The sequence below is a fragment of the Dactylosporangium sp. NPDC006015 genome (genome assembly GCF_040614215.1).
In the GTDB taxonomy this organism is placed as follows: domain Bacteria; phylum Actinomycetota; class Actinomycetes; order Mycobacteriales; family Micromonosporaceae; genus Dactylosporangium; species Dactylosporangium maewongense.
Map to the genome: position 1 here is coordinate 1 of NZ_JBEXUD010000041.1, position 15,067 is coordinate 15,067.

The window sequence follows — 15,067 nt, forward strand, 5'->3', positions numbered from 1 at the left end:
AGCTCGCCGACGGTCCCGGGCAGCGCGAGCCGCCCGGCAGCTGGGGAGTTGGGGTCCATCACGTACACCCACTCCCCCGCCATCGGGGTGCCGATGGGCACGGTGTCGCCGACGGGGGCAATGACCCGGTGCATGGTGGACGTCACGGCGGTCTCGGTGGGGCCGTAGCCGTTCCAGAACTCGCCGAGCCGGGCCGTCAGCTCCCGCGCGAGGACGGGGTCGACGGCCTCGCCGATGGCGACGGCCCGCACCCGCGGCGCCCGCCAGTCCGCGGCGACGAGCATCCGGAACGTGGTCGGCGTCGCCGTCATCACGGTCACCCCCGCCTCGGTGATCCGCCGCGCCACCTGGTGCCCGTCGACGGCGACGCCGCGTTCGAGCAGCGCGAGGCGCAGGCCGTGGCCGAGGGCGACCCACAGTTCGAGGCCGGCGACGTCGAAGGAGAGCGCGGTCAGGCCGAGCATCACGTCGTCGTGGGCGACCGGCATCAGCTCGCACTGCGCGGCGACGAACGCGGCGAGGCTGCCGTGGGTCAGCTCCACGCCCTTGGGGCGGCCCGTCGAGCCGCTGGTGTAGATGATGTACGCGAGGTCGCCCGGCCCGACCGGCGGCAGCTCGCCCGGCTCCGTCGCGAGGGCGGCGGCGAGGTCGACGACGACGGCTCCGGTGCCTTCGGCGATCCGGCGCGCCACGTCGAGCGTCTCGGCGGCGGCGAGGACGACGCCGGCGCCCGAGTCGGTGAGCTGGTAGCGCAGCCGCTCGACTGGATGGTCGGGTTCGAGCGGCACGTACGGTGACCCGGCCAGCCACCCGCCGACGAGCGCGGCCGGCAGGTGGCGGTCGCGGGGAAGGCAGATCCCGACCGGTTCGGAGCCCCCGGAGCCCCCGGTGCCCCCGGAGCCACAGCGCCGAAGTGCCGTCGCGATCCGCTTCGCGGCGGTGGCCAGGTCGCCGTAGGTCAGGGTGCCGTCGCCGCCGTCGACCGCGACCGTGTCGGGGCGGGTCGCGGCCTGGGCGAGCACCGCGTCCAGGACGGTCGCGGGCGTGCCCGCAGGCAGGTCGGGCCCGGCGCCTTGGGCGAGCAGCGCGGCCCGCTCGGCGTCGGCGAGCAGGTCGAGCCGGGACAGCGGCCGGTCCGGGTCGGCCAGCATGCCGTCGAGCAGCGCCAGGAGCCAGCGCGCCCACCGCTGGACGGTGGCCTGGTCGAACACGTCCTTGCGGTAGCTGATGAAGCCGTCGTATCCGCCGTCGCGGCCGGTCAGCGACAGGCTCACGTCGAACTTGTTGGAGTCCAGCGGGGAGGGCAGGCGCTGCGCCCGTACCGACGGCAGGACGGGGTCCCGCTGCGGCGTCTCCAGCAGGAACAGCATCGACTGGAAGATGGGCGTGGTGGCGGTGGAGCGCTCCGGCGCGACCGCCTCGACGACCCGCTCGAAGGGCGCCTCGGCGTGCGCGAACGCCTCCAGGGTGGTCTCGCGGACCCGGTCGAGCAGCTGCCGGCCGGTCGGGTCGCCGGCCAGGTCGGTCCGCATGATGAGGGTGTTGATGAAGCACCCGGCGACGCCTTCGGTCGCGCGGTGGTGCCGCCCGGACTCGGGCACGCCGACGGCGACGTCGTCGCTGCCACAGAGCCGGCCGAGCAGCGCCTGCCACGCGCCGAGCAGCACCATGAACGGGGTCGCCTGCCCGTCGCGGGCGGCCGCGCGGATCCGTGCGGCGAGCGCCGGCGGCACGGTGAGCGGCACGTAGCCGCCGGTCCAGTCGGCGACCGCCGGGTAGGGCCGGTCCACCGGGAACGGGAGGGCCGGGGCGAGCCCGGCGAGGCGCTGCACCCACCAGCCGACGTGGTCGTCGGCGGGGCGGGCCGCCAGCCACTCGGTGACGTCGGCGTACTGCAGGCGCGGGGGCGCCGGCGGGGTGGTGCCGTGCAGGCGGGCGGCGTAGAGGGCGCCGAGCTCGTCTAGCATCAGGTCCTGCGACCAGGCGTCGGTGGCGATGTGGTGCACGGTCAGCAGCAGGACGTGGTGCTCCGGGGCGAGGCGGAACAGCGCGGCCCGCATCGGTGGCTCCTGGTCGAGCTGGAACGGGCGGCTGACCTCGAGCCGCAGCGACTCGGCGAGCGTCGCCTCGGTCGCGTCCACGATGGACAGTTCGATCCGGTCGGCGGGCACGGCGACCGCGACCAGGTCGGCCGGCACGACGACGCTGCGCAGGACCTCGTGCCGGGCGGCGACGTCGCGGAGCGCGGCCAGCAACGCGTCAGCGTCGAGCGGGCCGGTCAGCCGCAGCACCGCCGGCACGTGGTAGATCGACGTGTTGTGCTCGAACTGGGCGTTGAACCACAGCCGGCGCTGCGACGGCGACAGTGGCTGCGGCGCGTCCGGGTCGGCCCGGCGCGGGATCTCCGGCTCGGACCCGGCCGCGGCGTCCGCGGCGGCGGCCCGCGCGGCCGCGACCCGCCGCTCCATGAGAGCGCGCAGCGTGTCCTGCTCAGACAAGGTCATAGTCATTCCCCCGAATTTCGTCCATGACAAGGCGCTCCAGCCGCTCGGCGAAGTCCGTGAGCACCGGATGGTCGAACAGCAGCCGCACCGGCACCGCGCAGCCGAGCGTGTCGCGCAGCCGGCCGGCGACGCGGGTCGCGGCGAGCGAGTGCCCGCCGAGGCCGAAGAAGCTGTCGTCGGCGCCGATCCGGTCCGTGGCGAGGACCTGCGTCCACACGTCGGCGACGAGCTGCTCCATCATCGACTCGGCGGGCCGGTGCGGCCGGGTGTCGTCCGGGTCGGGCAGCGCTGCCAGGTCGACCTTGCCGCTGGGCAGCGCCGGCAGTGCGTCGAGCACCACCCACCGGTGCGGCACCAGGTGCTCCGGCAGCCGGCGCCGCAGCTCTCCGGCGGCCTGCTCGCCGGTGACGGTGCCGGTGAGGTAGCCGACCAGATGCGCCTCGGCGCCCGTGCCCCGCACGGTGACCACGGCGTGCGTGACGCCGGGGTGGTCGCGCAGCGCCGCCTCGATCTCGCCGAGCTCCACGCGGTGCCCGCGGACCTTCAGCTGATGGTCCCGCCGGCCGCGGAACTCCAGGTCTCCGCCGGGTCGCCACAGGACCAGGTCGCCCGTGCGGTAGCAGCGGCCGCCGGGCACGAACGGGTCGGGCACGAACGCGGCGGCGGTCAGCTCCGGCCGGCGGTGGTAGCCGAGCGCGGGGCCGCCGCCGCCGATCCACAGCTCGCCGGCGACACCGGGCGGCGCCAGCCGGTGCAGCGGGTCCATCACGTACAGGCGCTCGCCGCGCATCGGGTGCCCGATCGGCACGGCGTCGCCGACCGAGGTCACGCGGTGCACGGCCGAGAGGACCGTGCCCTCGGTCGGGCCGTAGACGTTCCACAGCTGCGCGACCCTGGGCAGCAGGTCGCGGGCCAGCGCGGGGTCGAGGGCCTCACCGCCGGCCCACACCCGCAGGTCCGGCGCGCCCGTCCAGCGCGCGGCGAGCAGCGTGCGGAGCATCGTCGGTGGCACGTTCATCAGGTTGATCCGGTGCTCGGCGATCCGCTCGCCGAGCCGGTGCCCGTCGACGGCGCTGTCGCGCTCCACGACGACGCAGGTGCCGCCCGCGGCGAGCGTGGCCCAGATCTCCGCGCAGGAGGTGTCGAAGCTGACCGTGGCAACGGCGAGCATCCTGTCGCCCGGCCCTATGCCGGGCTCGAGCCGCAGCGCCTCGGTGAGCGACGCCAGCCCGCCCTGCGCGACCGCCACCCCCTTGGGTGTCCCGGTCGAGCCGGACGTGTACAGCAGGTACGCCAGGTCGCCGGGTGTGACGGGCGGCAGCGGTACATCGGCGGCTGATTCGGGGGCGGACGGCACCTCGTCGAGGTCGAGCGCCTGGGTGCCGGTCACCGCCGACGCCGCCGCGGCGGTCGCGGTGCGGCACAGCACGGTCCGGACCCCGCCGTCGGCGGCGAGCCACGCGAGGCGCTCCGCCGGCAGCTCCGGCTCCAGCGGCAGGTAGGCGGCGCCGGCCCGCCACACCCCCAGCAGCGTCGCCGGCAGCCGGTGGTCGCGCGGCAGGCACACGCCGACGACCCCGCCGTGCCCGCGCACCACCGACGCGACCTCGGCCGAGGCGTCCCACAGCTGCCGGTAGGTCAGCTCGCCGTCCGCCCCGGCGACGGCGACGTCGCCGGGGCGCTGCCGGACCTGCCGGGCGATCGCGTCGACCACGGTCGCGGGCGCGTCCGCGGGCAGCGGCGGGCCGGCGGCCCGGCCCAGCAGGTCCGCCGCCTCGGCCGCGGTGACGAGCGGGACCAGGGTCAGCGGGCGGTCGGGGTCGGCGGTCAGCTCCGCGAGCACCAGCAGCAGCCGGTCGGCGAACGCGGCCGCCGCCGCCCGGTCGGTCAGGTCGAGGTCGTACTCCAGCTGCAGCTCGGCGCCGCCGGCGGTCTCGTTGACGAAGACGGTGAGCGGGTTCTGCGCGCCGCCGCAGCTCAGCTCGCCGAGCAGCTCGAGGCGGACCCCGCCCCGCTCGACGCGCACCGGCAGGCCGGCCGGCTGCGCCGACAGCACCACCGGGGTGATCATCGCGCCGCGCGGCTGGGTGCCGACGGCCTCGAACAGGTCCTCGGTGGACGGCCGGGGCCGGTCGAGCGCGCGGGCGGTCGTCGCCGAGGCCGCGGCGATCGTGTCGCGGACGGTGGCGGCGGCGTCCAGGCGGAGGCGGACCGGCAGGACGTCGACGAGCGGGCCGATGACGCCGTCGAGCTCGGGTCCGGCGCGGCGGGCGACGACCGCGCCGACGAGCACGTCTGCCCGTGCGGTGAGGCCGGCGAGGAGCAGGCCGAGAGCGGTCAGCCAGCCGGCGAACGGTGCGGCGCCGCTCGCCGCGCACACCTCGGCCAGCCCGGTGACGACGTCCGGCGGCACGGGCCGGGTGAGCCGCTCGCCCCGGAACCCGCCGCTGCCGGTGAACAGATCGCCCGGCGGCGACGCGCCCGCCAGCTCGTCCCGCCACCGGTTCCCCGCGGCGTCCGGCTGTTTCCCGGGGGCGGTGTCCATCAGCGCGACGTCGCCCAGCTGCACCGGCGGCGGGGCGACGCTGCCGGGCGCGGCCAGGTCCGCGGCGAGCTCGGTGAGGAACGTGCCGGTCGACCAGCCGTCGAACGCCACGTGGTCGCTGACGACGACCAGCTCCGACTCCTCCGCGGACACCCGGATCAGGTCGACCCGCAGCAGCGGCTCGGTCCCGGACAGGTCGAAGGCGTGCCGTGCGGCCGCGGCGGCGATCTCGTCGGACCGTGCCCGCCGCGCCGCCGGGGACTGGTCGCGCAGGTCGTGTTCGGCCAGCGGCACCGCCGTACCGATGCCGACAACGATTACCGGAGCGCCGTCACGGTCGACGATCCGGCTGCGCAGGACCTCGTGCCGGGCGACCAGCGCCGGGAGCGCCGACCTGACCGCCGCCGGCTCGACCGGGCCGGTCAGCCGGGCGCGGAACGCGACCGTCGTGACGGACGGCACCGGGCTGATCTGCCGCAGCGTCCACAGCTCGCGCTGGGTCGGGGTGAGTGGATACTCCGCCCGCCCCTCGTGCCGGACCGGCGCCGCCGCGGGACTCCGGCCGCCGTTGACCAGGGCCGCGAGGGCGGCGACGGTGGGCTCGGCGAGGAAGTCGGCCAGGGCGACCGTGGTGCCGAACTCGCGGCCGGCGAGGGCGCAGACGCGGGCGGCGGCGAGGGAGTGCCCGCCGAGGTCGGTGAAGCGGTCCTCGACGCCCACCCCGGCGATGCCGAGCACGTCACCGACGATCGCCGCGATGGTGGTTTCGGCGGGTGTACGGGCCGCGACGAAGCCGGTCCCCGCCGGGCGGCCGGGCGGCAGTGGGGGCAGGGCGGCCCGGTCGACCTTGCCGTTCGGGCCCAGCGGCAGCCGGTCGGCGACGCCGATCCGGGTCGGCACCAGGTGGTCCGGCACCCGCCGGCGCAGCCAGGCGCGCAGGGTCCGCTCGTCGGCGCCGGCCGCCTCCACGTGCCCGACCAGGTGCTTGACCCCATCGGCGTCGGCGACGGCCAGCACGCACGCGCGGCGGACGGCCGGGTGGCGCGCCAGCACGGCCTCGACCTCGCCCGGCTCGACCCGGTAGCCGCGGATCTTCACCTGGTCGTCGGCGCGGCCGGCGAAGCGCAGCACCCCGCCGGCGCCGCGGACCAGGTCGCCGGTGCGGTACATCCGGCCGCTCGCTTCGACGACGAACGCGCCTCGCTGGTCGTCGCCCAGGTAGCCACGGGCGACCACCGGGCCGCCGATCCACAGCTCGCCCAGCTCGCCGTCCGCCACGGGTTGGCCGGCGGCGTCCCGGACCTCCATCACCGCGCCGGCGATCGGGCGCCCGATCGGCGGCTCGTCGGTGCCGTCCCGGCCGATCTCCGCGACCGCGCAGGTGGTGGTGCACTCGGTGGGGCCGTACAGATTGAGCACCCGCCGTACGCCGGGGTTGGCGTAGATCCGGTCGACGAGCCCGCGGGTCAGCGGCTCACCACCGGCGAACACGGCCCGCACGCCGTCCGGCAGCGGCTCGCGGAGCAGGACGCTGAGGGCGGACGGCACGCCGTAGACGGTGGTGACCTCGGCGCGGGCGGGCAGCGTGGGCAGCGCGAGGAGGTTCTCGGCGAGGATCACGGTGCCGCCGGTGACCAGCGGCAGAAACAGCTGGGTGATCGACGGGTCGAAGCAGATCGACGCGGTGGCGAGCATGCCCCGCAGCTCCTCGGCCGTGTACGCGGCCGCCTCCCACCGCAGCAGGTTCATCGTGTTGCGGTGCTCGACGACGACGCCCTTGGGCCTTCCCGTGGAGCCCGACGTGTAGATGACGTACGCCGCGTCGCTGCCGTCGCCGCCCTCGCCTCCCAACGGGGTGCTGTCGGCGTCGGCGCCGATCTCGTCGACCGCGAGCGTGCCCTTCGCCGTCGTCGTGGTCGTCGCGATCAGCTTCACGCCGGCATCGGCGGCGATGTATTCGAGGCGCTCCGCCGGGTACGCGGGGTCCATCGGCACGTACGCGGCGCCGGTCTTCAGCACACCCAGCAGCGCCGGCAGCAGGTGCTCGTCCCGGCCCAGGCACACCCCGACGAGCTCGCCGGGTCCGGCGCCGGCGCGGCGCAGCTCACGGGCGATCCGGTTCGCGCGGTCGGCCACGTCCGCGTACCGCATCCGGACCTGCCCGGCGATGACGGCCACCCGGTCGGGAGTGCGCCGAGCCTGCTCCTCGAACGCGACATGGACACGATGAGACACGCGCGGTCCTCCCCCGCCCGCGGCACCGATGCCGCAGCGTTGCCTACCGGGAAATCATGCCGCATCTATCTGTGCTTCGAAACCGCACGCACGGTCACCGATGCCCCATTGATCACCCTCGCGTTTCGGGTCCGGGGGCGCGGTGGGGCGGATCACGTCGGCTCATGCCGGCGCCCGGGGCACCGATGGTCCCCGGCACGGACCACCTGGGTGAAGGGGCGACCATGGCGAAGGCCGACGACATGCTGCAAACGTTCGACGAGCTCATCTCCGACGGCGTACGGCGCGGGCTGGTGCACCTGCACCGCACCGAGGAGGTGACCGAGCGCCAGGACCGCCTCCTGTACCTCATCCGCCTGTTCAACAAGCTCGCCGCCGAGGTCGACCTGCCGGTCGTGAGCCGCAGCGAGGCCCCCATCCGCTGCGTCGGCGCGGGCCGGCCGGAGGTCGCCTACAACCTCACCGCCCGCCTGCGCGCCGCCGGCTACTTCACCGACCCGGCCACCGCCCCCGCGGTCCCCGCCAAGCGCTCCGGCGCGCGCCTCACCATCACCGCCCACCACCCCGACGACGACATCGCCGGCCTGGTCGACACCCTCGCCGCCGAGCTCCCCCGCGCCCTCGCCGACGAGGGCGACTCCTTCACCACCCTGCGCCGCGCCTTCCACCGCCAGCTCGCCACCCGCCCATGACCGGGTGGCGCCGGTCGGCCGGACGGACAGCTGAGTCCGGCCGGACGGCGCCGGGCCGATCGCGCGTGACCGACCGTCGCCGGTCCTATACTCGCGCTACATCGGTCCGGTCGAATGCCGCCCAGGAGCGTGATGCCCGTCCCGTCCCTCTCGGGCAAGAGTTCCGAGGACCTCGCCGAGGCGATGCTGGACGCGTTCCCGACCCGGAGCCCGTTCGAGCAGATGCTCTGGTACGACCTGGAGATCAAGCTCGCCCGAATGGTCGGCGACGTGGTCGGCATGGACGACGTCGTGTTCCGGGTCATCACTGACGCCGACGATCAGGGCTGGCTGCCGGATCTCGTCGCCGCCGCGCTCAAGCGGGTCCCGCGCGCGACCCTGCTGTCCAGGTGGGCGGAGCGGCACCCGCACGTGGTCGACCGGAAGGCCGAGCAGCGTGCCCTCGAGGGCGCCCTGCTCGCCGAAGGGACCGGACACGACTACGCGGGCCGAGGCCGGTCGGGCCGGGTGCCGGTCGGACGGAAGCGCACCGTTCACGACCGCATCGAGAGCAACCTCGGTGCCGACCTGGTGCGGACGCTGCTGCTGCTCAACGACCCCGGCAACGGGCAGGTCCTCGCCGCCGGGTCCGTCGACGCGCTCGCGGCCGCGGGGTCGACCGCCGCCACCGCCCGCGTCGTCCGGCGCGAGCTGTGGGAGGTCACGGACCTCCTGCTGGAGTACGTCGAGGACCAGGTGCTCCATCTGATCCCGCTCATGTCGACGCAGGTAGTGGACATCGTCGACGCGGTCACCTTCGCGGTGGCCACGACGCTCCGCCTGGCCGGGCCGGCCATCACCGCGGAGATGCGCACCGAACCGGATCTGTTGCTGCGTCTGCTGACCGAGCAGTCCGACCGGCGACGCCAGGCCTGGGACCACGGTCCCACCAGCCTCCCGCCCTTCCAGCCGCTGATCGGGGCGATCGTCTCCTACCTGGCCGAGGCGGCGCTCGCGGAGCCCGGGTTGACGCTCGCCGGCCTGCACGACCTGGCGGCGTCGGGCGGCGCCGCCGCGACGATCCGGATGGCGATCAGCCGGATGCCGCAGGAACGCGACCAGGACTCGGGCCGCCCCAACGACAGCTATGCCGTCCAGTACCTGCGCATGGTCACCCGGACGCTGGACACCCTCGAGGTCCTCGGCATCGACCTGCTCACCGAGGTCCGCCGCTACAGCCTGACCACCGCCTACGTCACCCTCGAGGCCACCGTCCCGCGCCCGACCGCGCAGGGCACCGTCGGCTACGACGCGCAGCCCGTGGACGCGGCGCTGCAGACGGCCGGCCGGCTGGTCCTGATCGAGGGCGAGGCCGGCTCCGGCAAGACCACCGTCCTGCAGTGGGCCGCCGTCAGCATGGCCCGCGGCGAGCTGCCCGGCGGTGACCTGCATCCCTGGCACGGCCGGATTCCGCTGTTCGTCCGGCTGCGGCGGTACGTCAAGCGCGCCCTGCCCACCATCGAGGAGCTCACCCGCGAGGTCGCCGGAGCGTCCCTGCATTCGCGCCAGCCGGCCGGCTGGGTCGCCAAGGTCCTCAAGGAGGGCCGGGCGGTCCTGCTGATCGACGGCCTCGACGAGGTCCGGGCGGACGAACGCGCGACGGTCCAGGCCTGGCTGGAGGACCTGACCTGGCACGCCGTCACCGAGCAGCACAACACCCTGGTCGTCACCTCACGCCCGGCCGCGGCCCGCGGCGGCACCTACGACCTCGACCGCTTCACCCCGCTCACGCTGACCACGATGAGCTTCCGCGAGATCTTCCGGTTCATTTACGACTGGCACGGAGCGACGCTGGAGCGGCTCCCACCCGACCAGCACGAGTCCCACCGGGCCCGCGCCGCACACCTCGTCGTCGAGATCGACGGGTCGCCGACACTGCGCGACCTGGCCCGCACGCCCCTGCTCTGCGCGGTCATCTGCGCCCTCAACTACAAAAGCCCCGGCGGCCTGCCCAAGCAGCGCATCACGCTGTACGAGGACGCCCTGAAGATGATGCTCGGCCGCCGTGAGCACGAGAAGGGCGTGGAACCCACCGGCGTCGGCGCCGAGGAACGCACCGCCGTGCTGCAGTCCCTCGCTCAGTGGTACGTCGTCTCCGGCCTCTCGGAGGCGCCCCGCGACGACGTGCGCAGCCAGCTGGGCCTGGTCGCCGGCATGCTCCGCGGCGTCGACTGGACCGGCGGGCAGATCCTCCACGACCTGCTGGAGCGCTCCGGCGTGCTCCGCGAGCCGGCCCCGGGCACGATCGACTTCGTCCACCGCACCTTCCAGGAGTTCCTCGCCGCCCGCCACCTCGTCTCCGGGGGCTCCACCCGCATCATGCTCGACCACGTCCGCGACGCAGACTGGCAGGGCGTCATCAGCATGGCGGTCGGCTGGGCCTCGAAGACGTCCGCCGTCGAGTGGCGGCGCCTCACCGACGGCATCGTCGACGCGATCGTCGCCGACGACTCGGTCTCGTCCGGCCGGTCCCCGCTGCGCGAGTTCCTGGCGGAGTGCTTCGAGATGTCGGTGGTGGTGGAGCGGGAGAGCTACGAGCGCGCCACCGCCTACCTGGAGCAGCGCATCCCACCCCTCAGCCGCGACGAGGTGAAGTCGGTCGTCGCGATGGGACAGACCGCGCTGCCCCTGCTCCGGCGCGTGCTGCAGCACACGGTGCAGGACGCCGCCACCGCGTCCCTGTGCGTGCGGGCCATCGTCGGCATCGGCAGCGAGCGCGCGATCGAGGCGCTGGTCCCCGCGGCCCAGCGCTTCGGGCACGAGCTGGCGCAGGAGCTCGTCGACGCGTGGAGCGGGTTCACCCCCGGCAAGTACGGCATGATGGTGCTGCAGGCGATCCCGAGCTTCATGACTACGGCGGTCGTCGTCCGCGATCAGACCGTCCTGCCGTTCATTCCGTACGAGCTCAACCTCGACCTGCACTTCGTGCCGGACGTGATCACCGCAGACTTCGCCGGCCACGTCGCACAAGCCCGTGTCAGGTCGCTGAGGATCCCGGCGTGGCCGGCCGACATGGCGCTCGACTGGCTTCCGACCGTGTTGGCATCCGAGGTTGAGCTTCACGAGCTGCATCGGTTCGACCCGGATGACAGGCTTCAGAACGCGACGATCCGTTGCCTGACGCTCAGTTTCGCCGACCGCCTGCCCCTCGCCAAGGTCAACTGCATGGCGTTCCTCCAGTTCATCGAACTCACGACGCTGACCATCCGAGGTCCAGTCATTCTCTGGAACGTCCACGCGCTGAGCATGGTGTCGATTCGGGCGCTGACATTGGCCGGTGGTGTCCGGGTCGACTGGCGCACCGAATGGCTCTCCCGTTCCTGGCTCACCGACCTGACGATCGAGGACTTTCACGATGACGATCTGCTCGCAATCTCCGACTGCGTCAGGTTGCGGTCGCTGACGCTGCGCCGGTCGTCGGTCGTCGACCTGAGCGGCATCGAGCGTATGGAGCAGCTGCAGTTCCTGGATGTGTCCGGGTCGACGCGGCTCGTCGACATCGGGGCCGTCGCGCACCTACCGGCCCTCACCGACATCGGACTCGGCGGCTGTGACCAGCTGCAGGTAAGCGAGGAACTGCTCGCCGCCACCGACCTGGACCTCGGCGCCGTGTTCCTGGCGGCGCACGAGCATCCCGACGACGTCCGGCCGGGCACCGACCTCGACGGGGCGGTTCCGTTGCCGCCGCACGACTTCGAGGACGAGGACTTCCGGGACTACCTGACCACGTTCCCCGACTCCGGCGAGGCCGCGGACTCCGGGCGGTACCTCGACGGCTGGATGATCGGCACGCTGGAGGACCTCAACCGCCCGGCGGATCTCGGCATCGTCTCCTACGACGAGCTGTGCGGTCTCGGGTCCTCCGACCAGCAGCACGCCGCCTTCCAGCGATGGTATGCCGAAGAGGTCTGGGACGACGAAGAGGTCTGGGACGGATCCGCCCCCGAGGACTCGTTGCCCGAGGCGGTCGTCCCGGCGTTGGTCCTCGGGCTTCCCGCCGAACCACCCGACGCGGGCGACGACGTCGACGAGGACGCCGAGATCCCACCGCTGAACGAGGTCGCGCCGACCCTCGCCGCGATCCGCAGGCATTCCTACCTGTGAAGGAGTCCGGATGACGGAGCTGTCCCACCGTGCCGCGCGGGTGACCGTGCTGGACGCGCAGCTGCGGCAGTGGCACGGCAGCCAGGTCGGGTCGACGCTGCGGCTCGCCGGGCCATGCCCCGTGTGCCGGCACGCGTGCACGGCCACCGTCTCCTTGCGCGCCACCGACCTCGAAGGGCTCGACCCGGACCCGGCCACCTCGGTCACCGCCGGGTTCGCCTGTACCTGCGGGCAGGAGCACGCGGGGCAGCCGGTGACGCCGCCGAAGGGCTGCGGACGGACGTGGACCGGGCACGCCGAGGTCGCGGAGGACGGCACGGTGACGCTCCGGCCGGCGAACGACCCGTATCTCGCCGAGGCGGCAGAGGCGTACCGGATCGCGCAGGCCGGGCGGGTCGACCGGCTCAAGGCGGGAGCCGAGAAGTGGATCGCCGGGACCACCGCGCTGCTCGGGGTGCTCGGCATCGTCGGCGTGAGTCTCGGCGCCGACCAGGTCGCCGCACTGGACGTGGCCGGCAAGGCGTGGACCGCCGTCGCCGTCGTGGTGGCGGTCGGGGCGGCCGCGGTCGCGATCCAGCAGGCGTACCGCGCGGCGTACGGACAGCCGGAGACCCGCACCATCGCCGACGACGCCGACCTGCTCGCCTGGTACACCGCCCAGCAGGACCTGCCGGAGGCGATCGGCCGGCGGCTCCGCGGTGCGGCCCGGGCGTCCGCGGCGTCGCTCGGCGCGCTCGTCGTCGCGATCGGGCTCACCTGGTTCATGCCGGCGGCGGAGCCCGCCTCGCCGCTGGTGAAGGTGACGTCGCAGGACCAGTCGATCGTGTGCGGGACCCTGCTGAAGTCCGGCACGCCCGGCGCCGTCCGGGTCCGGCGTGCCGACGGCACCGTCGCCGACGTGCAGGTGAGCAGCCTAGCGCCGACGGAGAAGTGCTGACACCGCCGGCAGGCCCAGTACAGGCAGGACGGGCACGGCGCGGTTGCCCGTCCGGGCCTCCCAGGACTCGGTGGCGGGGTCGCCCGCCTGATGGATCGCGACGAGCCGCCAGTCCAGCGTGAAGCATGGCGACCCCGACGACCCGCCGTCGGTGTCGGCGGTGTGGCGCAGGCGGGTGCCGTTGGCGTTGACCTCGGTCACCTTGCCGAAGCGCAGTTGCAGCGGCCGGCGGCCGAAGTGCTGCAGCACGGCGATGCCGTCGCCGGGGCGCGGCGGACGGCGGCCGGCGACGTCGATCCAGCCGCGGTCGGCCGAGGCCGGTTCGCCGGTGCCGCCGACGGGCATCTCGCCGATCGGCTCGGCGAGGCGCAGCACGGCGAAGTCCAGCTCGGCGCGGTCCGGCAGCTCGGTGCCGCCGCCGCGCGACCACTCGGACGGGCTGTTCGGGGCCGACGCGGCGAGCCAGTCGTCGGCGAGCTCGACCGCGGTGCCGGCGAACACCTCCTGGTCGGCCGCGTCCCGCTTGTGGTCGAACACGATCCGCACCTCGTCGCGCCGCGCCGCGGCGACCACGTGGTGGCTGGTCATGCACAGGTCCGGGCCGATGAGGAAGCACGTGCCGGCCGGATCGCCGGCGATCTCCACCAGACCGACCTGTCCTTCGAGGACCCCGAGCCGCGTCCGCCACGGCGCCGGGTGAATGTCGACGTCGCCGGCGCTGAGGATCGTCTCCAACCCGCCGGTGCCGGGCGTCAGGGACCGCAGCTCCGCCACCTGCCGCAGACCGGCGTGCTCCGGCCGGGACTGGCGCGCCGCGACCACGAGACGGTCCAGCCAGCCCTCCGAGTCGGCGGCCCTGATCAGGTGGAAGACCCGCGTCTCCAGGTTGTCGGCCATGGTGATCCGGGCCCGCTGCTTGGACAGCCGGTAGTACAGCATCTCGTCGAGACGCTCGGGACTGAAGGCGTCCAGCAGCGCCTCGCTGAGCTGCCGCGCGAGTCGTCCGTCAATGGCCATGCCCTTCTCTACCAGACCGGGAGGATCTGGTGAGCCACTGCATGACGGCGAGGAGGTGGGAGGCGGGTTCGGGGATCGGGTGGAAGACGTGTTCGACGGCGTCGTCGGTCACGACGAGGGTGAGGCGTTCGTAGAGGGTCATGTCGCCGGCGGTGAAGGTCGGCAGCTCCAGCGCGGCGGCGAGGGTCATCCGGGGGTCGGGGATCAGCGGGTACGGCAGCCGCAGGCGGTGCACGAGCTCGCGCTGGTATCCGGTCGACTGCGCGGAGAGGCCGAAGACCCGGTCCACGCCGGCGTTGCGCAGCTCCGCGTGGTGGTCGCGCACCCAGGTCGCCTGCTCGGTGCCGCCGAGGGCGCCGTGCACCTCGATGAGGCCCTTGGGCAGGTCGACGCCGGGGCGGCCGGTGAGCGGGTAGACGAAGATGACGGTCCGGCCGGGGCCGAGCGCGCCGAGGTCGACGGGGCGGCCGTCGGTGCAGTAGAACGTGAGGCCCGGCAGGCGGTCGCCGACGAGGCGGGACGGGTCCGCGCCGGGCGACGAGGCGCCGGTGGCGACGCGTTCCGTGGCGGTGTCGAGGCGGCTGTTGAGCGCGTCGCGCTGCGCGGTGAGCCGGCCGATGCGGTCCTGCAGGGTGGCGATGGTGCTGCGGTAGGTCGCCAGCGCGGCGGCGCACACGTCGGTGTCGTCGGCGCCGCCCACGATCGAGTCGACGAACGGGCGGGTCTCCTCGACGGTGAGGCCGAGCGCGGTCAGCTGCCGGATCTGCTCGACGAGCCGGACCGCGATCGGGTCGTACTCGCGGTAGCCGTTGCTCAGCCGCCGCGGGACGACCAGCCCCGCGGACTCGTAGTAGCGCAGCGCCCGCACGGTCGTTCCGGTCCGGCGCGCCAGTTCACCCACCCGCATCCCGCGACCTTAAACCCGGACCCTGGGGTACAGGTCAACGTGTTGATCGTCGCGGTGGCAAGGCCGCCGCCGTCTGCCAGTCTGGGC

At 74.1% G+C, this 15,067-nt stretch carries 7 protein-coding genes; 3 read left to right on the top strand and 4 right to left on the bottom strand.

The annotated features are described in order from the left end of the window. Together ABZ321_RS44355 and ABZ321_RS44360 are read right to left on the bottom strand one after the other, a co-directional pair. A partial coding sequence (locus ABZ321_RS44355) for a condensation domain-containing protein (RefSeq protein ID WP_354901904.1) occupies positions 1 to 2,504 on the bottom strand: 2,504 nt, incomplete at its 3' end. Continuing rightward, positions 2,491 to 7,284, bottom strand: a complete 4,794-nt coding sequence (locus ABZ321_RS44360) for an amino acid adenylation domain-containing protein (protein ID WP_354901906.1) — start codon at positions 7,282 to 7,284, stop codon at positions 2,491 to 2,493. The genes ABZ321_RS44355 and ABZ321_RS44360, both read right to left, overlap by 14 nt. A 224-nt stretch (positions 7,285 to 7,508) precedes the next feature. Here ABZ321_RS44360 and ABZ321_RS44365 point away from each other — a divergent pair, with 224 nt between their 5' ends. From ABZ321_RS44365 to ABZ321_RS44375, 3 genes are all read left to right on the top strand, one after another. Beyond that, positions 7,509 to 7,976, top strand: a complete 468-nt coding sequence (locus tag ABZ321_RS44365) for a hypothetical protein (protein ID WP_354901908.1) — start codon at positions 7,509 to 7,511, stop codon at positions 7,974 to 7,976. Positions 7,977 to 8,108: 132 nt separating this feature from the next. Next, positions 8,109 to 12,119: an NACHT domain-containing protein gene (locus ABZ321_RS44370; protein ID WP_354901910.1), complete on the top strand. Its 4,011-nt coding sequence runs from the start codon at positions 8,109 to 8,111 to the stop codon at positions 12,117 to 12,119. Between the two features lie 10 nt (positions 12,120 to 12,129). Further along, positions 12,130 to 13,056 (top strand): hypothetical protein, encoded by a 927-nt coding sequence (locus tag ABZ321_RS44375; protein ID WP_354901912.1) that lies wholly within the window; start codon positions 12,130 to 12,132, stop codon positions 13,054 to 13,056. On the opposite strand, the gene ABZ321_RS44380 is transcribed toward ABZ321_RS44375, so the two are convergent. Continuing rightward, entirely contained in the window at positions 13,033 to 14,073 is a 1,041-nt protein-coding gene (locus tag ABZ321_RS44380; RefSeq protein WP_344506732.1) for a trypsin-like peptidase domain-containing protein, read from the bottom strand. The genes ABZ321_RS44375 and ABZ321_RS44380 overlap by 24 nt on opposite strands. Continuing rightward, the gene (locus ABZ321_RS44385) at positions 14,063 to 14,980 is read right to left on the bottom strand and encodes a MerR family transcriptional regulator (RefSeq protein WP_354901914.1); all 918 of its coding nucleotides are present in this window, start codon (positions 14,978 to 14,980) and stop codon (positions 14,063 to 14,065) included. The genes ABZ321_RS44380 and ABZ321_RS44385 overlap by 11 nt, the downstream gene beginning before the upstream one ends. Positions 14,981 to 15,067 lie beyond the last annotated feature (87 nt).